This is a genomic window from Halomonas sp. A020 (genome assembly GCF_027943625.1).
Lineage (GTDB): Bacteria > Pseudomonadota > Gammaproteobacteria > Pseudomonadales > Halomonadaceae > Vreelandella > Vreelandella piezotolerans.
Map to the genome: position 1 here is coordinate 3,561,591 of NZ_AP022850.1, position 19,570 is coordinate 3,581,160.

Consider the following 19,570-nt stretch of genomic DNA (forward strand, 5'->3'; position numbering starts at 1 on the left):
GAAACCGCAAGCCAAAAGCTGCGGGGTAGTTTATAGACGCCCTTAGGTTGACGCAACCGCCAAACCCAAGGCCATCAACGCATATTCATACCGCCATTCACGTGCAGCGTTTCACCAGTGATATACCCTGCAGCGTCACTCGTCAAAAAGCCAACGGCAGCAGCAATCTCTTCTGGCCCGCCCAGACGTGCCAAAGGAATCTGTTTCAGCAACATGTCGTGCTGTGCTTCGGGCAGCGATTCAGTCATATCAGTGGCGATAAAACCCGGCGCAACGGCATTGACCGTGATGGCACGTGACGCTACCTCGCGCGCAAGTGCACGACTAAAGCCCTCCATGCCAGCCTTGGCCGCTGCATAGTTCGCTTGACCCAAGTTACCCATGGTCGCGACGACCGAACTGATCGATACGATTCGACCAAAGCGCGCCTTGGTCATGCCACGCAGGCAAGCCTTGCTCACACGGTAGACGGATTTGAGGTTGGTATCCATCACGGAATCCCACTCCTCCTCTTTCATCCGCATGAGGAGGTTATCACGGGTAATCCCTGCATTGTTAACCAAAATCGTGGGAGCCCCAAAACGCTCACCGATCGTCTTTAACACCTCATCGATGCTCGCCTGATCGGTGACGTTCAGGCACATGCCTGCGCCTTCAATGCCATTGGCTTTCAAATCGGCATCGATTTTCTCAGCACCAGCGTCGCTAGTGGCCGTACCGATGACGATACGGCCCTGACGACCAAGCTCGTGAGCAATGGCACGACCAATGCCGCGACTTGCTCCCGTTACTAGGGCGACACGTTTCTCTTGCGTCATAACACGTTTCCTTCCACTGAACTAAGCAAGGGTAGCTGATATTCGCCGTTTATCACGCATTACCCGCCAATGTTTCGCGCGCAAGCTCGAGCGCTGCGTCCAAACTGTCGGGGTCGTTGACCGCCAATCCCTTGGCACCACGCACGATACGCTTGTTGAGGCCGGTCAGCACCTTGCCCGGGCCACATTCGATGAAGACATTAGCACCTTGCTCTGCCATGGCTTCAACGCAAGAGGACCATCGCACAGGTTGATAGAGCTGCTCGATCAAGCGCGTACGAAGCGTGTCGACATCCGCATGGGCTTGGGCGTCGACGTTTTGGATGACGGTGTAGCGAGGCGTGCGTAGCTCGATCGATTGCATCGCATTGGCCAAACGCTCGGCAGCGGGGCGCATCAACGCACAGTGGGACGGTACAGAAACGGGCAAAGCCAGTGCACGCTTGGCACCGGCCTCTTGGCAGGCCGTAATGGCACGCTCAACCGCCGCTTTACTGCCAGCGATGACCACCTGCCCAGGAGAGTTATAATTCACGGCCGATACGACGTCACCCTGGGCGGCGCTAGCGCAGGCGGCTTCAACAACGGCATCGTCAAGACCAAGTATCGCAGCCATGCCGCCTTCGCCAGCGGGAACGGCCTCCTGCATGGCTTCACCACGTAGACGAACGAGCTGCACACCTTCGGCAAAGCCCATCACGCCCGCGCAGACCATCGCACTGTACTCGCCAAGGCTATGACCTGCCATTACGCTAGGGCGAGGGCCTTCCAGCTCCTGCCAAACTCGCCAGATAGCCACGCTGGATGTGAGCAGCGCTGGCTGGGTGCAAGCCGTTGCATTCAGTGCATCTTCGGGGCCTTCCTGGACGACCTTCCATAGGTCATAGCCCAGCGCATCGGACGCTTCCTCAAATGTCGTTCCCACCACACTATAGCGCTCGGCCAGCTCCCGCAGCATTCCAAGCTGCTGAGAGCCTTGCCCGGGAAAAATGAGGGCAAGGGGTTGAGACATGTCGTTCACCTTTGCTCTTGTAGGCATTTGCTCAGTTGAGCGATAGGCGTAGTCATCGGTAACGCTGACGCGCAGCGAACGGCATCTCCAATGGCCACCGATAACCCGCAAAAATCGTACGACGTTTTGTGGCGTCTTGCTTGCCTTCGGTTCAAGACCAGCGACTGGCAAGCTGGGTTGGCAGATCGCGTTCTACTTCTTGCAAGGCTCGCTGAATAGCGTAGTAGAACCCATCTGCACCGGCACTCCCATGGCTCTTCACCACAATCCGTTTTAGCCCAAGTAGGCTTGCGCCGTTATAACGTACGGGGTCAAGCTCCTGCTTGAGCCGTTTCAGCACAGGTTTGGCCAGTACACTTGCCAAACGTCCACATAGGCGTGATTCAAACGCCCACTGCACACGCTCAACCAACATACGAGTCAAACCTTCGCTCGCCTTCAACGTCACGTTACCGACAAAGCCATCGCACACCATGACATCGATCTCGCCTTGAAAGATGTCGCCACCTTCCGCATAGCCTAGATATACAAATGGCAGTGAGGATGCACACTCCCGAAGCAAGTGATCCGTCTCCCGCACGGTCACACTGCCTTTTGTGGCCTCTGCCCCAACGTTCAATAACGCAACGCGAGGACGGTCGATCCCATCTATGCAGTGCGCCATAGCAGCCCCTAATACGGCAAAATCAACGAGCCGTGAGGCGGGGGAATCTACATTTGCCCCCAAATCCAGCAGGTAGCAACGTCGACCGCCCCGTGAGGGTATGGCAGTACTGATAGCGGGCCGGGAGAACCCAGAGATCATGCCAAGCTCACGCCGCGACAGCGCGACTAACGCCGCGGTATTGCCAGCACTGAGCCCGGCATGGGCGCCACCTTCTGCTACATAGCGCAGCATGCGCGCCATGCTCGTCTCGTGCCCACGCCGCAGCGCCCAGGCAGCCGATGCGCTGGGCGGCACTGCATCAGAAACATCGCAGGCGACTAAACGTGACGCTGCCGCAGCCAAAGGCTGCGGCAAGCGCGAAAGTTCAGCGATGATACGCTGACGCGGGCCGAACAGGGTGAGTTCAATGTCAGGTCGCTCGATGACCGCCTTTGCAGAGCCTTCGATAATGGCACGAGGGCCTTGGTCACCCCCCATGACATCGATCGCTAGGCGCATTGCACCCACGCTGTTATGCCACTCGTAAAGTGTTAAGGCTTAAACCTCAACCACCTTACGGCCGCGATAGAAACCATCGGGAGAAACATGGTGACGCAGATGAGTGGTGCCCGTTTCTTTGTCTTGAGACAGAGTCGGTGCGCTCAGCGCATCGTGACTACGACGCATGCCGCGCTTGGAACGAGTTTTACGGTTCTGTTGAACTGCCATGAGTGTTTACTCCAAGGTATGTAGGGTAAGTGATGCTTACTTTTTGCCTTTCAAAGCGCCACTGCTTTTCAAAGCATTGAGCACCGCGAAAGGATTCTTGGCTGAAGCGGACTCGTCCGCCGCGCCTTCGGTCTTGCTGACCAGCTGCTCCGCCGAGACATGGCATTCGGTCTCATCGTGGTAGACCACCTGGGGAAGGCTGAGAATGAGCTCATCCTCGACCACCGTCAGCAGGTCCAGCTGTTCGTTTTCCACCAGCACCGGCTCATGACTGGCAGGCAGCTCGGCGGCCAAGGCTTCGTCGGTAATCATCCCAAGCAGGAAGTCACTGGAAACGTCTTGGCTAAGCGGCACCATACAGCGACGACAAGGCAGTGCCAGCGTCGCTTGCAAATGGCCACGAATTTCGCGGCGACCTTGGGCATCGACACCAAACTCGAGTACGACATGACAGTCGCCCGTTTGGTCGCCTGCTTCTTCAGCAAGGCGGGGCAGCTTATTCAGCGCCACTAAGCCTTCGAGTCGTTCGCGGCGGGCTGCAAGCTTATAAGGCTCAACCCGGCTGGGGAGTTGTGAGGTCAACATAGGCGCGCAATGATAGGCACTCGCCCCCCTGGTGTCAAAGCTCATAGCATAATTCTTATCGATAGCTCGGTGAAAACGGGGCTATTAGGCATGTCGCCGCGCTTTCGCTACACTCAATGCCCGTGCTGATGGCGCCATCCCAGTCAAAAGGAGACGACAGTGCCGCAAATGCAAAACGCCCCCCTCGTCCTTGCGTCTAGCTCTCGCTTTCGCCAAGCGCTGCTAGACCGTCTGCAGCTACCTTACCAATGTCACTCCCCTGACATCGACGAGACGCCCCTCGATAACGAATCCCCGCAGGCACTCGTTCACCGCCTTGCGCTGAGCAAAGCCAACGCGGTGGCCGAGCGTTTCCCCCACCACTGTATCATTGGCTCTGATCAAATTGCCCTGTTCGAAGGTGACATTCTCGGCAAACCACACACATCGGAGCGCGCACGTGCCAATCTAGCGCGTTTTTCGGGCCGTAAGGTCACGTTCTTGACGGGACTCGCTCTGGTCGACACGCGACATCAGCGCCACCACGTGCATATCGAGCCGTTCGAGGTGGTATTCCGCACCTTGAGCGAACAGGAAATAGAACGTTACGTTGCCCTTGAGCAACCCCTCGATAGCGCCGGAAGCTTTCGCATGGAGGGGTTGGGAATCACACTATTCGAGCGTCTGGAGGGCCGTGACCCCAACGCATTGATCGGACTGCCCCTCATCGCCCTTTGCGACATGCTTCGCCACGTGGGCATGAACCCCTTGGCGACGTCTGACGCTACTGGGCCTGAAACTTTATCGGCGCATGACTAGTGTGCACACCCAGCACCTCGGCAGCCGCTTGAGTAAATCGGCGCGTTAGCCGCTCGAAGGGATCTAAACGAGGCGTGTAGTTCTCCCAGGACGCCTCGCCCACCTGTGCACGGGCAACCTGCTCTAGACTCGCCAACTCATCGACCAACCCTAAGCCAAGCGCCTGCTCGCCGCTCCAGACTAGCCCGGAAAAAATATCCGGGTTATCGCTCAAACGCTCTCCGCGCCCCGCTCGCACATCACCAATGAATTGCTCATGCGTTTGGGTGAGCACGCTTTGCCAAAAGCGCGCCACGTCCTCGTCCAACGGCTGAAAGGGGTCTAGAAACGCCTTGTTCTCACCCGCCGTCATGACTCGGCGCTCGACTCCCAGCTCGGCAATGGCTTCTTGAAAGCCAAATCCCGCATAAATCACGCCAATCGATCCCACCAAGCTGGCCGGAGACGCAACGATCTCGTCTGCCGCCGACGCAACGTAGTAAGCACCGCTGGCACCGATATCTTCGATCACTGCAATGATCGGCTTATCACCCTGCTCGCGCAGGCGCATGATTTCGGTATAAATACGTTGAGACTGGACAGGACTTCCTCCCGGGCTGTCGATGTGCAGCACCACGGCGGCAACACCGGCATTGTCCCAGGCTTGATTCAAACCTTGGATGATGCGCTCCGCATTGGCAGGCGCATCGCTGGCAATCACTCCGTGCACTTCTATCAACGCCAAGTGTTGCTGCGCGGGCACTGCAGCGGTAGGTTCTGCCAAAAATACCCGATAGAGCGTCGTCGTCAGCGAGATGAGCACCAGCGCGAGTAACATCAACCTAAAGAATAGCTTCCAGCGGCGGCTTCTACGCTGCTCGGTCAGCACACCACCGATCCAACGATCCATCATCTCAAGCTGAGCTAGCCGCTGACGCTCTCTTAGGGTCTCTGCATCGTCCTCTTGGTGATCTGTCTGCGCTGCCCGCTTTTGCTGCGCAGGCACTTCAGGTCCTTGCGTCCAGCGATCATGCTCACTCGATGGATCACGGCTGCTGGGTGCCTCTCCATGGCGCTCGTCACGCCGCTGATCATCACTCATCGTCGACTCCTACGTTGCGTGTATTCACGTCTAGGCCTGTCTGTATAGCGGCTCGCTGTAGAGCCAATCGAACAGTGACGGTATGTCGTCAGCCACCCACACGGGCTGGCTAGCCGCCAGACGAGCGGGCGTGTGCACACCGTAGGTCACCCCCACCCGATCCATCCCCAGGGCGCGGGCCATCTCCAAATCGTATTCGGTGTCTCCCACCATAACAGCGCGCTCTACTGGCACCTGCAGCTCGGCCAAAATCTCCTCTAGCATCTGGGGATGTGGCTTTGAACGTGTCTCATCGGCCGTGCGGCTCGCGTGAAAAAACTCGCCGCTCCCCGTCTCACGAAAGATTCGATCGAGACCGCGACGACTTTTACCCGTCGCGACCGCAAGACGTTGCTGGGGTCGCTCCCGCAATCTCGCCAGCTGCGCCTCTACCCCGTCGAAAAAAGGCATTGGCGTCGTATTGCCCTCTACAAAGTGATGGGAGTAACGCTGGCGCAGCCGCTCGGCCTGCTCGGACGCAATGCCCGGGCATAGCTTGGCGATTGCCTCAGGCAACCCTAAACCGATGATGTCTTCGATGGCACTGACGTCCAGTTCGCCCCACTCGGCATCCATCGCCGCCGCCTGCATGCAAGCGACGATTTTGGGCACGGAATTCATTAGCGTGCCGTCCCAGTCGAAAATAATCAGCTCGTAACGCATAGCATTTCTCTCATTGACGTGCGCGCTTGAGCGTCTCTTCAAGTGCCTCTGGAAGCGGCGCTTTAACCGTCACAGGTCTGCCGTTACCAGGCTCTGGAAAGGTCAGCGAGCGAGCATGTAGAAAGAGGCGGCCCAAGCCCAATTGCTTGGTCAGCACTGCGCTTTCACGGGTCGCGTATTTATCATCACCCAATAGCGCATGCCCTGCATGGGCAGCGTGCACGCGAATTTGGTGAGTGCGACCGGTCACTGGCTCCGCTTCGATCAGCGTGACTTTTTCGAACGTCTCGATCACGGAGAAGTGAGTGCGTGACACCTTACCATTGGGGTCTACCCGCACGCGCCGCTCGCCGTTGCCTGCATCGAAACGATCCAGCCGCGCGCTTTCGTAGGTTTTGCGGGCAGGCCAGCGTCCGGCCACCAGCGCCAAATAGCGTTTGTCCATGCCGTGTTTTTTCAAAGACTCGTTGAGAGTAACCAACGCATCACGGGACTTGGCGAGCAGTAAACAGCCGGAAGTATCGCGATCGAGACGATGCACCAACTCCAAGAACGTCAGGTCGTCACGCACTTGGCGAAGAGCCTCGATCAAGCCAATCTTGACACCACTTCCCCCATGGACGGCCAAGCCCGACGGCTTGTTCATCACCATCCAGTCGGGCCCTTCCATGATCACGCTTCCCACCAGCAGGTCGCGCAGATTATCGCTGACTTCTTTCACCGCCTCTTTAGGGGCAAGACGCAGCGGCGGCACTCGCACCAAATCACCCGACTGCAGGCGATAATCGACTTTGACCCGTTTTTTATTGACCCGAACTTCCCCTTTACGAACGATACGGTAAATCAGTGCGCGGGGAGCCCCTTTTAATCGGGTCATCAAAAAATTATCGATTCTCTGACCTGCTTGTTCCGGGGCGATTTCCACCCACTGTACTTCACGCCCTTCGGACATTGCCGCTTACTCCTGGTGACATTCTTTGACGTCAGATTAAAAACGGCATTCTAACGTAGAGCTCCCGGCATTGCGTCAATTGCTGGTGGTTGTCTTTACTGTTATATTCCAAAGCGCTCATCGGCCAACGTGGCCGGGCCGAACGTGGCCCGCTTTTATAACATTGGTATAAAGAAGGATGTTCCACGTTTTGGCTTCGCACCTGCACGACCAACACGCAGGTCAGAGCGCACTCAGTAGTGATAAGTGTACGCACTGCCTACTGACAACGTATTGAAATGTAGTAACTCTGTCGTTTGACACCCGTCGGACGAGAGAGAACGTCAGGCTCGGCCAGAAACGGCGGGCCCGTCACTAAATAAACGTTACGCCTCAGCCTTGCAGCCTCTTTTCGTCACAAGTCGTTGCAACGCTAGGGCGCTAAGATCAACGCTGTGCCGATACCGGCGTTGGCGAATCGATGAATGCCAGGTGTAGGCGGTGTCAGCAGAGCCGGATGGACGTGACAGCCACCGAAACATGTTCTGCCGCCGCCACGTACTCAACGCCCTTTCGGCCGGGTCGGCACGACTGCCTTCCCGGCTTAATGCGTCAGCATAACCATGCGCCGAGCACAAGCACGCAGCACCCAGCGATTCGCCGACGCACGCTTTCAAAAGTATGTCGGCACGCCATGCTACGTGAGACAACATGAAACGGATGCTAATTAACGCGACCCAGCCTGAAGAGCTGCGGGTCGCACTGGTAGATGGACAGCGCCTTTACGATTTGGATATCGAATCCGGCGCTCGGGAACAGAAAAAAGCCAATATTTATCGGGGTAAGATCACCCGAGTAGAACCCTCTCTCGAAGCCGCGTTCGTGGACTTTGGTGCCGAGCGCCACGGTTTCCTTCCTCTGAAAGAGATCTCGCGCGAATACTTCATCAAAGACGTCTCTGGTCGCCCTAGCATCAAAGAGGTGCTAAAAGAGGGCCAGGAAGTCATCGTTCAGGTCGATAAAGAGGAACGCGGCAACAAAGGCGCAGCGCTGACCACTTTTATCAGTCTCGCGGGTCGCTTTTTGGTGTTGATGCCCAACAACCCACGCGCAGGAGGGATTTCACGCCGTATCGAGGGCGATGACCGCAGCCAGCTCAAAGATGCAATGGGTCAGCTCACCGTTCCTGATAAAATGGGACTGATCGTTCGTACGGCCGGCATCGGACGTAGCTCCGAGGAGCTACAGTGGGACTTGGATTACCTCGTTCAGGTGTGGGAGTCCATCACGACGGAAGCAGGCAAACGCTCGGCACCGTTTCTGATTTACCGTGAATCCAACGTCATCATTCGCGCCATGCGCGACTACCTGCGCCAGGATATCGGCGAGGTATTGATCGATAGCCCCGAGATTCACGCCGAGGCGCTGGCGTTCATTCGCCAGGTCATGCCCTCGTACCAGCAGAAGATCAAGCTCTACGCGGACGAAGTTCCACTCTTCTCCCGTTTCCAGATTGAGTCGCAAATCGAAACCGCCTATCAGCGGGAAGTGAAGCTGCCATCAGGCGGCTCGATCGTGATCGACCACACCGAAGCGCTGGTCTCGATCGACATCAACTCCGCCCGTGCCACGCGGGGTAGCGATATCGAGGAAACGGCACTGCAAACCAACTCGGAAGCCGCCGACGAGATCGCCCGACAGCTGCGCCTGCGGGATATTGGTGGCTTGGTCGTCATCGACTTTATCGACATGGGGCCCGCGCGCAACCAGCGTGAAGTCGAAAACCGCATGCGCGATGCCTTGAAGCTGGATCGCGCGCGGGTTCAAATCGGTCGCATTTCTCGCTTTGGTCTGATGGAAATGTCGCGCCAGCGCCTGCGCCCTTCTCTCGGCGAAACCAGCGGCGTGGTGTGCCCGCGCTGCAACGGACAGGGCACCATTCGGGACGTACGCTCACTATCACTCTCGATCATGCGTCTAATCGAAGAAGAAGCCATGAAAGAGCGCAGCGCCCAAATACGCGCCATCTTGCCAGTGTCCGTGGCCACCTACTTGCTGAACGAAAAGCGCAGCGTGCTGGCAGACATAGAGTCACGCCAAGGGGTTCGCGTGGTCCTGCTTCCCAGCCCTGACATGGACACGCCGCATTATGATGTCCAGCGCCTGCGGGATGATCATTTAGACGAAGATGATAGCCACTCGCTCTCCAGCTTCGAGCTGTCGACCGACACCGACGTCGGCAAAGAGCCAGACCCAAGCTTTGCGCCCCCTGCGCAGCGTGCCGAAGCTGCCGTGAAGAGCGTCGTACATAACGCCCCGGCGCCTGCATCGCTACAAACCGAAGAAGCGCCTGCCAAGGTAGCCGCCGCTCCAGCGCCGACCGCCGAACAGCCCAGCGTACTCGGCCGCTTCATTCGCGGCTTCGCCAAGCTATTGGGCGGCGATGACAGCGCTCAGCAGACGGCTAAAGAGGCAGAAGCGCCACGCAAGCAGTCCGAGCAGCCAAGCCGCCCGCCACGCAACGAGCGCCGCAGCAAACCGGCCCAGGAGCGCAGCGACAGCACGCCTAAGCAGGAACAGCGCAGCGATAACGCCAAGAACGATCAGCGCGGCAACGCGGCGGGAAACACCGGATCACGTAATGAAGATGCCAGCGACAAGCGCAGCGGCCCAAGCCGTACGCGTAATCGCCGCCGCCACCCCCAACAGGACGATAGCAAAGGCCAAGAGAACGCGAAAAACCCGCGTCAGCAGAGTCCTAAAGAGGCCCAGAAAGAGACGTCCAAAGAAGAGTCTGGCAAACCTCAGGAGCCTCGTCGCGACAAGCCACGGGACGGCAAACCCAAGCAGGATAAGCAAGAGGAGCGCGCACCTGCGGCGCAAGCCGACGACGGACAGCAAGATGACGGCAAGCCAAAGCGCACCCGCAACAACCCGCGTAACCGCTCGCGTAAACAGGCACTCAATCCGCAGGCGGAAGCCGAGCAGTTGAAGCTGCAAGCCGAAGCTGCAAAGGCTCCTCAAGCCACTGATGGCATGGCCGACACAGCGCCTGCTGACGTGACTCCCACGGTTGAGGCCTCCACACAGACAGCCGAAGCCTCTCAGGCAACGGCCACCGAGGCACCGACTGATGCCGCGACCCTACGAAGCGATCAGGCCGACCAGACGTCCGAAGTGAGCGCTGGCGAAGGTACTGGCGGCAGCACTGGAGAGAGCACCAAAGAGAGCACTCCCACAGAGCGCACAGTCAACAGTGCCGACAAAGCTCGCAAACCGACGCGCCAGCGTCGTCAATCCAAGCCGGAAGCCACCGCTCAAGAAGCAGCGGCACCGAGCAGACCGCAGCCCGAGCCCGCCTCCACGGAAGCAGCTAGCCACGCGGAGCCTGACGACGCTACTACAGACCGCGCACGCACCACGGACGTGCAGCAAGAACCCCACGTAGAGTCGTCAGCAGTTGAGGCCCCCAAAGCCGAAGTGCCGGATGCAAGCGTTGCCGATGCGAACGATGCTCAGGCTCAGCCAACTGATCACGCAAAGGCGCCGCAGGCCACGAATGCGCCTCAAGCGCCCGCGGCCACTCCGGCAGAGACCGAGGCAAGCAGCGCTGCGCCTGACAAAGCACACGCCCAAGCGGCGAAGACCAACGTATCGGTAGCGCCAGTAGCAGACGTCGATGCCCAACCCACGGCAGAAGCGGAGCAGGACAACGTTGACACAACGCCCTCTGCGAAGCCTGAAAACGACGCACCGACCTCAGAGGCGACCACGCCGGCAAGCGAACGAACTGCCGAGAAGACGCCCAGCGATGCCGTCGCCGATGAAGCCACATCAGCGACTGCCCATGCGTCCGAGCAGAAACCCGCGGCCACTGCCTCGACCGACGAGGTGTCTGCGCCAACGCCAGCTAGCATTGCCACCGATGAAGAAGCGCCTAAACCCCGCCGTCGTCGCCGTCGTGCCCATAACGATCCGCGTGAGCTGCGCAAGCAGCAGAACGCTCAAGGTCAGAACTCGCAAGAGTAACGGCCAAGCACAAAAAACCCCGCCTCGGCGGGGTTTTTTATAGCCACTCGATGCTTTGCTTAAACCACGCGAGGCTCGGGCTCCAGCGTGACGGCAAACCGATCGTATACAGCGTTTGCCACGCTTTCAGCAAAACGCAGCAGCCCAGGACGGTCGCCTCCCCCGAAGTGCACGAGTACCAGGGCTTGACGCTCATGCACGCCGAAAGCGCCGTCACGATAGCCCTTCAAGCCACACTGATCGATCAGCCATCCTGCCGCCAGCTTGGTTTGGTGGTGAGCTTGAGGAAAGTGCGGCATCTGCGGATATGCTTGTAGAAGGCGTTGCGCTTGCGACTCGTCCACCAGCGGGTTCTTGAAGAAGCTACCCACATTGGCGAGCACGGCCGGGTCTGGCAGCTTCTCTCGTCGAATGGCGCAAACCGCCTGAGCGACCGCCAGCGGCGTGGGTGAAGCCGTCACACGAGAGGCCAAATCGCCATAGCCCAGCACGGGACGTGGGCGCTCGGAGAGCCGAAGTGCCAGTTGGGTAATCACCACTCGACCAGCCAGTGCCCGTTTGAAGATACTATCTCGATAGCCGAACTGACAGGCCTGAGCGCTCAACCAGCGCACCTCGCCCGTGTCCAACTCGACCACCTGGACACCTTCCAGCACATCGCTCAGCTCGACGCCGTAGGCCCCAATGTTCTGTACCGGAGCCGCACCGCAATCACCTGGAATGAGCGCTAGATTCTCCGTCCCCCAAAGCCCTCTGGCCGCCAAGGCCATGACCAGCGAGTGCCAGTTGACGCCAGCGCCGACGAACGCCACGACGCTCTCATCCTGGCGCTCCAACCACCAGTGGCAAAGCGCTGGGCGCAACGCCATGCCCATGAGAGTAGGCGGCAAAAGTACGTTGCTGCCACCGCCGAGCAGCGTTATGGGCCACTGCCGAGCATGGGCATGGTGAAGCGCCGCCTGTAGGCTCGTTAGCGAAGTGGGCGCGGCATAATGCTCCACCTGACAAGGCAGACGCAGCGTATTGGCGGCAGACAAATCCACCCAGGCTGCTGGTTGATTCACAGCGTCAGCGACCACGGGTCAACTCGTCGATCAATCCGGCACTGGCCTGCTCGATCATGTCCAATACCTGCTCGAATCCCTCCTCTCCGCCGTAGTAGGGATCAGGCACATCCGTATTGGGCAACCCGGCATACGCCAATAGCAACCCTGTATTGGCTTGACTATCGGCGGGCTGTAACGCATGGATGGCCGCCAAGTTGTCATGATCCATACCTAGCACGTAATCAAACGCATGGAAGTCGTTCGCGGTTAGCTGTCGGGCACGCAGGTGGCTGATGTCCACGCCACGCCGACGTGCGGCCGCCTGGGCACGCAGATCAGGGGCTTTACCCACGTGCCAATCGCCTACGCCGCAGGAGTCGATGTCGACAAGATGAGTGAGCCCTGCACGCGCTAACGCCTGCTGAAATACGCCTTCCGCCGTGGGCGAGCGGCAGATGTTGCCCAGACAAACGAACAGTACGCGTGTCATGACCGCCCCTCCTCTACCGCCAGCAGCGCTCTGACACGCGCTAGATCCTCTTGCGTATCCACACCGGCAGGATTCACCGCGCTGGCCAACGCCACTTGAATCGCGTAGCCATGCTGGAGAGCGCGAAGCTGCTCTAACTGCTCCAATTGCTCCAGCGTGGAGGTCGGCAAATCCTGATAAGCTGCCAAAAAGCTAGCCCGATAGGCATAGATACCGATATGGCGTAGCCATGCATCGGTTTCCAATAGGTTGGGCTGGCGTGTGAAGTGCTCCCGATCCCACGGAATCGGTGCCCGAGAGAAATAAAGCGCACGCCCTTGCAATGAGCGCACGACTTTCACCACGTTAGGATTGAAGAGCGTATCTACATCCGTGATCGGTTCCGCCAACGTGGCCATCGCAGCATCGGGATCATCGGCCAAGCGATGCGCCACTTGGTCGATGAGTACGGGAGGAATAAGCGGCTCATCACCCTGGACATTGACTACCAGCGTCTCGTCGTCGAGACCGAGCTGCTCGACGACCTCGGCCAGTCGATCAGTACCCGACGGGTGATCGTCGCGCGTCATGACGACGTCTGCACCGTAAGACAGCATGGCGTCGCGAATGCGATCATCATCGGTGGCGACCACGACGCGGCTGGCTTGGCTCTGGCAGGCCCGCCGCCACACGTGGGCCACCATCGGCTCTCCCGCAATGTCTAGGAGCGGCTTCCCCGGCAGCCGTGAGGAGCCAAAACGCGCGGGCAATACGGCGATGAACGGCGTCGATGTGTCTCCCATCACGCCTCCCCAGTGCGGCCAGGCGAGGTAGCGAGTTTTTCATCGGCATCCATGCGTCGCGCCTCTTCAGGCAGCATGACAGGAATGCCGTCCTGGATAGGGTACGCCAATCCATCGTAATGGCAGCAAAGCTCCTGCGCGTCTCGGTCATACTTCAGTTTGCCGTTACATAGTGGGCAAACCAGCATCGCCAATAATTCCTTATCCATCGGTGCTTCCCCTTTGAGTCAAGTCGGACAGCTTATTGAGCAGCCAGTCCTCGAATGCGTGTGGAAGCTGCGCTTCCACGTCTAATACCCAGCTATCAGGCGGTGCAAACGCCTGACACTTCACGGCGTCTTTGGCCGTCATGATAACGGGGCGTTTCGATACGAACTGAAAGGTGCTGGCATCGAAAGGCTGATGGTCATTCAAAGGGTGCATCGCTCCGCTAACACCCAATGATCGAAGCGTATCGAAAAAGCGCTGAGGATTGCCAATTCCCGCCATCGCATCGACAGGAAGAGAAAATGGCAGCGGCTGAAGTGGCCACTCCTGCCCAGTCTTCAAGTAGCGCCAACGCGTGGGTACAAGTGTCATGGGCACCCCCTCAATACCCAGCGGACGCTGGGGAGTTCCGTTAATGATCACTGCATCTACGCTCGCCAACCGCGCCGGCGCCTCCCTCAGTGGACCCGCCGGAAGACAACGACGATTGCCGAGCCCTCTGGCACCATCAACCACCACTAACTCAATATCGCGTCCCATCGCCAAGTGCTGCAAGCCATCATCGCTAATTAACACGTCGCACCCCTGCCGCATCAGCATATCGGCCCCGCGTGACCTCTGCGGATCGGCAACGACCGGTACACCGGTCTGCTGAGCTAGCATGAGCGGCTCGTCACCGCTATGACGCGGGTCGGTTGACGGCGTCACCAGCAAGGGATAGACCGGCGCCTTTCCGCCATAGCCACGTGTGACGATACCCGGTGAAAACCCTTGCATTTTGAGCCAACGGCTTAGCCATGCGACCAGTGGCGACTTACCGGTTCCCCCCAAGCTAATATTGCCGACCACGATCACCGGCACTGGCGCTCGCCATGTTGGCTTATCACCACGACGGTAAAGCGCCGCTCTCCGCCTCATGAGATAACGGTATAAAAAGCCGAGCGGATAGAGCGGCGTCAGCCACGCGCTGCCTTCATAGGCGGCTTTCAGCCAGCGCTGCGACAAGCTCATTCACTCTCCTGAAACTGAAGCTGATGGAGGGCTGCGTAGGCACCGGCTTTTTCCAACAGCTCAAAATGCGTCCCCTGCTCCACGATGCGTCCCTGATCCATCACAAGGATACGGTCGGCACGCTCGATGGTAGAGAGGCGATGGGCGATCACTAGCGTGGTTCGCCCCTGACAGACGTGTTCCAGCGCTTTTTGAATATAGCGCTCGGATTCGGTATCGAGGGCGGAAGTCGCTTCATCCAAGATCAAAATAGGCGCATCTTTGAAGATCGCCCGAGCGATGGCAAGCCGCTGACGCTGACCGCCTGAAAGCATGACACCATTCTCCCCAACTATCGTCGCGAAGCCTTCGGGCAGCTTTTCGATGAACTCGCTGGCATAGGCGGCTTCGGCGGCGGCTTTGATAGCGACAGGATCAGGATCTGCCTCCCCATAGGCAATGTTGGCGGCAATCGATGCGTTAAACAGCGTTACCTGCTGGGAGACCAAAGCAATGTTCTGGCGCAACGGGCCTAAGGCATACTCGTCAGCATTGACGCCATCGATCAAGATACGCCCTTCACTCGGTCGATAGAAGCGCGGTAGCAGGCTCACTAAAGTGGATTTTCCGCTCCCCGAGCGCCCCACGATCGCCACCAACTCGCCGGGGGCAACGTCGAGATCAATGTGGTGCAGCACATTTGGGTGGTCGTCGTCATAGCGAAAGCTGACATCCTCGATCACCACGTGGCCACTCAGTTTGTTGGGTAAGCGTTTGCCCTCGTCTTGTTCAGGCGTCAGATCCAACAAGCCAAACAGCTCGGACGCCGCGGCAATGCCTTTCTGAATCTCACCGTTGATTTCGGTGAGCTGACGAACCGGTTTGATCATCAGCGCCGCTGCCGTAATGAAGGCAACGAACTCACCTGGCGTCATGTCTTCCATGAGTGAAGGGGCCATGGCCAGCCAAACCAATAGCGCCATGGAAATCGCCACCAGCATTAGCACCACAGGCGAGCTGACCGCGCGCGTCATGGCCTCCTTCATGCTTTGGCGACGGTTCTCTTCACTGACCCGTTCGAAACGCTGCTTCTCATACGCTTCTGCACCGTGGGTACGCACCACTCTGTAACCGGAGAGCGCCTCTGAAGCAACGTGCGTCACATCACCCATGGAGTGCTGAATGCGCTTGGAGATACGTCGAAAGCGCTTGCTTACATAGCTCACGACACCCGCAATGATTGGCGTGACGCCCAGAAACAGCAGTGTCAGCATCCAGTTGGTCCAGAATAGATAACCGATCAGCCCAATGACGAACAGCCCTTCTCGTAAAATGATCGTGACCGCATTGGTGGCGGCGCCCGCCACCTGCTCGACATGATAAGTGACGCGTGAGACCAGATGGCCGCTAGAGTGGTGATCGAAGAAGCGCCCCGGCAGGTGCAACAAATGGGCAAATACGTCGCAGCGCAGGGTGTGAATGACATAGCGTCCAACGTAAGCCATGAAATAGGTGCTCAAGAACGTTCCTAGCCCGCGAGAGGCGAACATGAGCACGACGAACAGCGGCAAAAACAAACGAAAAGCGGCATCTGGATTCTGGATGCCGTCAATCAGTCGCTTCATCATCTCCGCCAGCGCCGTGCTCGATGCGGCATAAATCACGAACCCTACCACCGCTAGCGCAAACGCACGCCAGTGTGGCTTTACGTACCCCAATAACCTTCTATATAACATCCAACCTGAATCAGTCACACGCGCTCCCGGCAGTAGTGTGCAGTGTCGGCGATTCTACCTGATGGTGGCCCGCTTCAACACCGCTGATGACCACCTGCAAGAACGCGCAGAGACCGCAGCTCAATAGGCTGTTGCGGGATAAGCGAAAAACGCAGTGCGCCATCGTGGGCAGTACTCCACAGGCAGCTCTTCTGCTGGCGAAAGCGACGCACCACCTCATCGGCGGGATGCCCGAACGGATTACCCCTTCCTGCGCTAAACACGACGTGGCTGGGAGAGGTATCGCGCACGAACTGAACGCTAGAGCTTGTCGAGCTGCCGTGATGCCCTGCCACTAGGACGCTTACCGGGCCATCGAGCTGGTTGAGCAGCTGTCGCTCGATCTGTCGCCCGACATCTCCTGTCAATAGCAAACGATGTTCGCCGACCTCTACCACCAACACGCAGGAGCGGTCGTTCGAGGAGAGCGCATTCTCCCCTTTCGGTGGCCAAAGGATACGGTAGCGAACACCGTCCTGTTGCCACTGCTGCCCCTGCTGGCAAGGGTGACTGTCCACCGGCAACACTTCCCCCTCAGGAGCCCACCACTGGCGGACGCGGTGTTCGGATAGCAGTGCTTCGATGCCACCGGCATGGTCGGTGTCCGCGTGACTGACGATGACTCGATCAATGAGCTGGCCAGGGGGCCACAGGCTTTGCAGAGGCATGAAGCCGCTACGAAAACGCGGCCCCGTATCATATAACATCCGATAATGGACGCTGCGCAGCTCGACCAACTGACCTTGCCCCACGTCATAGACGGTTACGTCCAGCCGTCCAGGGGCTAGCGTCGGCTCTCTAGGCCATAAGGGGAGTGTCGCGACGAGCGCCAGTGATGCGATACCCAGCCAACGCGGAATGGCGGGCAGCCCCCAGCACAGCGATACCAGCACTAGGCTACCCGCCAGGGGATAGACCATCGATGAGGGCGGCTGCCAAAGAGGTGCTGCATCGACCGCGAGGCGCAACAGCCAGTGGAACCCTCCCAACGCCTGCTCGAACGCCCACCACGTCAGCGCGCCCAGGCCAGGTAGCGGTGAGAGTAGCCAACCAAGCAGCGCGCTAGGCACCATTATCGAGCTAACCCACGGCACGGCGATCAGATTGACCAGCGGCGCCACGGGGGCTACTCGCCCGAATGCCAGCAGCACTGCAGCGGCCATCAACGGCGCGAGCAACAGTTGCGAACGCAGCAGCGCCCAGCACCACCCCCTTATTCCCACGGGTCGGGGACGCCCTTGCCATAAGAGAATGAGCCAGCCAACCGCCAGAAACGATAGCCATAGCCCTGGCCGCCAAAGCGCGAGAGGATCGAAGAATAGTACCAGCGCTAAGGCTAACCACCACGCCTGCCAGGAGCCGGGGGCATGGCGTCCACTAAGCACCCATAGACCCAGCAGGGTCATGATCATCGCCCGCATCGCCGGGGGTGCCAGTCCCGCCAGTGCCGCATAGGCAATGGCCGCTGCCCCCGCCAACCACCAGGGCCATGTTCGCAGGCGCCAATCAGTGGGTGTTATCAGACGGGCGCCATAGCGACCCAATAGCAGCACGAAAGAGGCCACCAACCCCACGTGAAGGCCAGAAATCACCACCAGATGCGTGGTCCCCGTAGCGTTCAACAGCGTCCAGTCGTCTTGCGTGAGCTGTTCGCTATCGCCCAGCGTCAATGCCGCCAACCACCGCTGGGTGCGAGGCGCCAAAGGACTCTGTGCCAAATAATCCTGCGCCCAAGACCGCAATCGGGGCGTCGCCGCAGCCAGCTTCTGGGGCGCAGGATTCGCGCGTACGTAACCCGTGGCATGTATCCCTTCGCGCCACAGCCACTGCTCGTAATTGAACGTATGCGGATTGAGAAATCCAGAGGGCGGGCGCAGCCGCACGGTCATCCGCCAGCGCTCGCCTGGGGTGAAAGCATGGTCGTATGCGCTAACCCTGACACTTCCCAATCGCTCGCAACTAGGTAAGTGTCGAGGGGCCGTACAGCGTTCGACCTTCAAGCGCAGCCGCCTTGCGCCCGGCTGCTCTTGCACCTCAGTGATGTAGGCGTCGATGACGATATCCTGCCCGCTCAGTCCGACGGGCAGTTGGCGTGACCACTCTTGCTGAATGCTCACCGCAACGACCGCAGCAATGAACAGCCACGGTAACGCGTTAGGACGAGAAGCCAGACACAGCAGCACGCCCATGCCCATGACGGATGGAAGCCACCATGGGCCGCTCTGCGCCCCGGTCCACCACGCGAAAAAACCGCCTATCAGCGCCGCGACTGCCGCGGGCATCGCGATGCCTTGGCCCATGCACCCCTCCCTGGTGGCTCACCATTCCTGCATGCGCCATAGCCGAAGCCCTGCGCGATATGGATAATAGCAACAACTTATTTCAAGAGTACCTGACATGCCGCGCCGTTTCCTGCAGCGCTACATGCCAAAGCCCGACACATTAAAGCGTCAGCGCTCGCTGCGCTTCATTGCACCGCTAATTGCGGACCCGGGCCTATGGCTACTGACCCGACGCAGCGTGGCCAACGCGTTCAGCGTCGGGTTGTTCTGTGCAATGCTGCCCATCCCCTTTCAGATGGTAGTGGCAGCATTGGGCGCGCGGCTGAGCCGTTGTAACTTGGCCCTCTCGGTCGGCCTGGTATGGGTCACCAACCCGCTCACCATGCCGCTGATTTTTTACGTCAATTATCGCATCGGTACGTTTTTGCTAGGCGCCCCTGCGCGGGAGGCTCCTTCACGTATTTCGACGCGCTGGATTGCCGAGCAGATGCACGACATTCTGCCGCCACTGTTGCTGGGATCATTGATCACAGCCCTCGTACTGGCCATTGTTGCGAACATCGGGATTCGCTTAATCTGGCGCTGGCACGTCTCCCATAACTGGAAACGCCGCCGCCTTAAAAGACGGCGGCGCCGAGCCCGCATCGAATCGGAGTTTGATGATTGA

18 protein-coding genes are annotated in these 19,570 nt (G+C 58.9%); 3 read left to right on the forward strand and 15 right to left on the reverse strand.

The window, feature by feature from the left end:
- Positions 1-74: 74 nt before the first annotated feature.
- From fabG to FRH_RS16795, 5 genes are all read right to left on the reverse strand, one after another.
- Positions 75-818, reverse strand: coding sequence for a 3-oxoacyl-ACP reductase FabG (gene fabG, locus FRH_RS16775; RefSeq protein WP_139527225.1), 744 nt, complete (start codon positions 816-818; stop codon positions 75-77).
- Positions 819-870: 52 nt separating this feature from the next.
- Positions 871-1,830, reverse strand: a complete 960-nt coding sequence (gene fabD, locus FRH_RS16780; RefSeq protein WP_139527224.1) for an ACP S-malonyltransferase — start codon at positions 1,828-1,830, stop codon at positions 871-873.
- 151 nt (positions 1,831-1,981) lie between these two features.
- Complete coding sequence (gene plsX, locus FRH_RS16785) at positions 1,982-2,995, reverse strand: phosphate acyltransferase PlsX (protein WP_153842896.1); 1,014 nt, start codon at positions 2,993-2,995, stop codon at positions 1,982-1,984.
- Between the two features lie 39 nt (positions 2,996-3,034).
- The gene (rpmF, locus tag FRH_RS16790; RefSeq protein WP_009099300.1) at positions 3,035-3,205 is read right to left on the reverse strand and encodes a 50S ribosomal protein L32; all 171 of its coding nucleotides are present in this window, start codon (positions 3,203-3,205) and stop codon (positions 3,035-3,037) included.
- A 36-nt stretch (positions 3,206-3,241) separates the two neighbouring features.
- Positions 3,242-3,790: a YceD family protein gene (locus tag FRH_RS16795; protein WP_139527222.1), complete on the reverse strand. Its 549-nt coding sequence runs from the start codon at positions 3,788-3,790 to the stop codon at positions 3,242-3,244.
- 168 nt (positions 3,791-3,958) lie between these two features.
- On the opposite strand from FRH_RS16795, the gene FRH_RS16800 reads away from it, so the two are divergent.
- Positions 3,959-4,588 (forward strand): nucleoside triphosphate pyrophosphatase, encoded by a 630-nt coding sequence (locus FRH_RS16800; protein ID WP_281998173.1) that lies wholly within the window; start codon positions 3,959-3,961, stop codon positions 4,586-4,588.
- Here FRH_RS16800 and sppA read toward each other — a convergent pair.
- From sppA to FRH_RS16815, 3 genes are read right to left on the reverse strand one after another with little or no spacing between them, the layout of a single operon-like run.
- Positions 4,554-5,669, reverse strand: coding sequence for a signal peptide peptidase SppA (gene sppA / locus FRH_RS16805; protein WP_281997293.1), 1,116 nt, complete (start codon positions 5,667-5,669; stop codon positions 4,554-4,556). The two genes, FRH_RS16800 and sppA, sit on opposite strands and share 35 nt — an antisense overlap.
- A gap of 30 nt (positions 5,670-5,699) precedes the next feature.
- Positions 5,700-6,371, reverse strand: a complete 672-nt coding sequence (locus FRH_RS16810) for an HAD-IA family hydrolase (protein WP_139527220.1) — start codon at positions 6,369-6,371, stop codon at positions 5,700-5,702.
- A gap of 10 nt (positions 6,372-6,381) precedes the next feature.
- Complete coding sequence (locus FRH_RS16815) at positions 6,382-7,323, reverse strand: RluA family pseudouridine synthase (protein WP_281997294.1); 942 nt, start codon at positions 7,321-7,323, stop codon at positions 6,382-6,384.
- Between the two features lie 690 nt (positions 7,324-8,013).
- On the opposite strand from FRH_RS16815, the gene rne reads away from it, so the two are divergent.
- Positions 8,014-11,331, forward strand: coding sequence for a ribonuclease E (gene rne / locus FRH_RS16820; protein WP_281997295.1), 3,318 nt, complete (start codon positions 8,014-8,016; stop codon positions 11,329-11,331).
- A gap of 59 nt (positions 11,332-11,390) precedes the next feature.
- Here rne and murB read toward each other — a convergent pair whose 3' ends face one another.
- The 7 genes from murB to FRH_RS16855 are packed head-to-tail and all read right to left on the reverse strand — an operon-like array spanning position 11,391 to position 18,921.
- Complete coding sequence (gene murB, locus FRH_RS16825) at positions 11,391-12,410, reverse strand: UDP-N-acetylmuramate dehydrogenase (RefSeq protein ID WP_281997296.1); 1,020 nt, start codon at positions 12,408-12,410, stop codon at positions 11,391-11,393.
- Positions 12,400-12,867: a low molecular weight protein-tyrosine-phosphatase gene (locus FRH_RS16830; RefSeq protein WP_281997297.1), complete on the reverse strand. Its 468-nt coding sequence runs from the start codon at positions 12,865-12,867 to the stop codon at positions 12,400-12,402. The genes murB and FRH_RS16830 overlap by 11 nt, the downstream gene beginning before the upstream one ends.
- Entirely contained in the window at positions 12,864-13,649 is a 786-nt protein-coding gene (gene kdsB / locus FRH_RS16835; RefSeq protein WP_281997298.1) for a 3-deoxy-manno-octulosonate cytidylyltransferase, read from the reverse strand. The genes FRH_RS16830 and kdsB overlap by 4 nt, the downstream gene beginning before the upstream one ends.
- Complete coding sequence (locus FRH_RS16840; protein WP_139527215.1) at positions 13,649-13,858, reverse strand: Trm112 family protein; 210 nt, start codon at positions 13,856-13,858, stop codon at positions 13,649-13,651. Before FRH_RS16840 ends, kdsB begins: the two co-directional genes overlap by 1 nt.
- Positions 13,851-14,867 carry a tetraacyldisaccharide 4'-kinase gene (gene lpxK, locus FRH_RS16845; protein ID WP_281997299.1) on the reverse strand — a complete coding sequence of 339 codons (1,017 nt, stop codon included), beginning with the start codon at positions 14,865-14,867 and terminating at the stop codon, positions 13,851-13,853. Before lpxK ends, FRH_RS16840 begins: the two co-directional genes overlap by 8 nt.
- Positions 14,864-16,600 (reverse strand): lipid A export permease/ATP-binding protein MsbA, encoded by a 1,737-nt coding sequence (gene msbA, locus FRH_RS16850; protein ID WP_139527213.1) that lies wholly within the window; start codon positions 16,598-16,600, stop codon positions 14,864-14,866. Before msbA ends, lpxK begins: the two co-directional genes overlap by 4 nt.
- Positions 16,601-16,656: 56 nt before the next feature.
- Positions 16,657-18,921: a DNA internalization-related competence protein ComEC/Rec2 gene (locus FRH_RS16855; RefSeq protein ID WP_219861087.1), complete on the reverse strand. Its 2,265-nt coding sequence runs from the start codon at positions 18,919-18,921 to the stop codon at positions 16,657-16,659.
- Positions 18,922-19,018: 97 nt separating this feature from the next.
- Between FRH_RS16855 and FRH_RS16860 the strand changes: the two genes are divergently transcribed.
- Positions 19,019-19,570 carry a DUF2062 domain-containing protein gene (locus FRH_RS16860; protein ID WP_139527211.1) on the forward strand — a complete coding sequence of 184 codons (552 nt, stop codon included), beginning with the start codon at positions 19,019-19,021 and terminating at the stop codon, positions 19,568-19,570.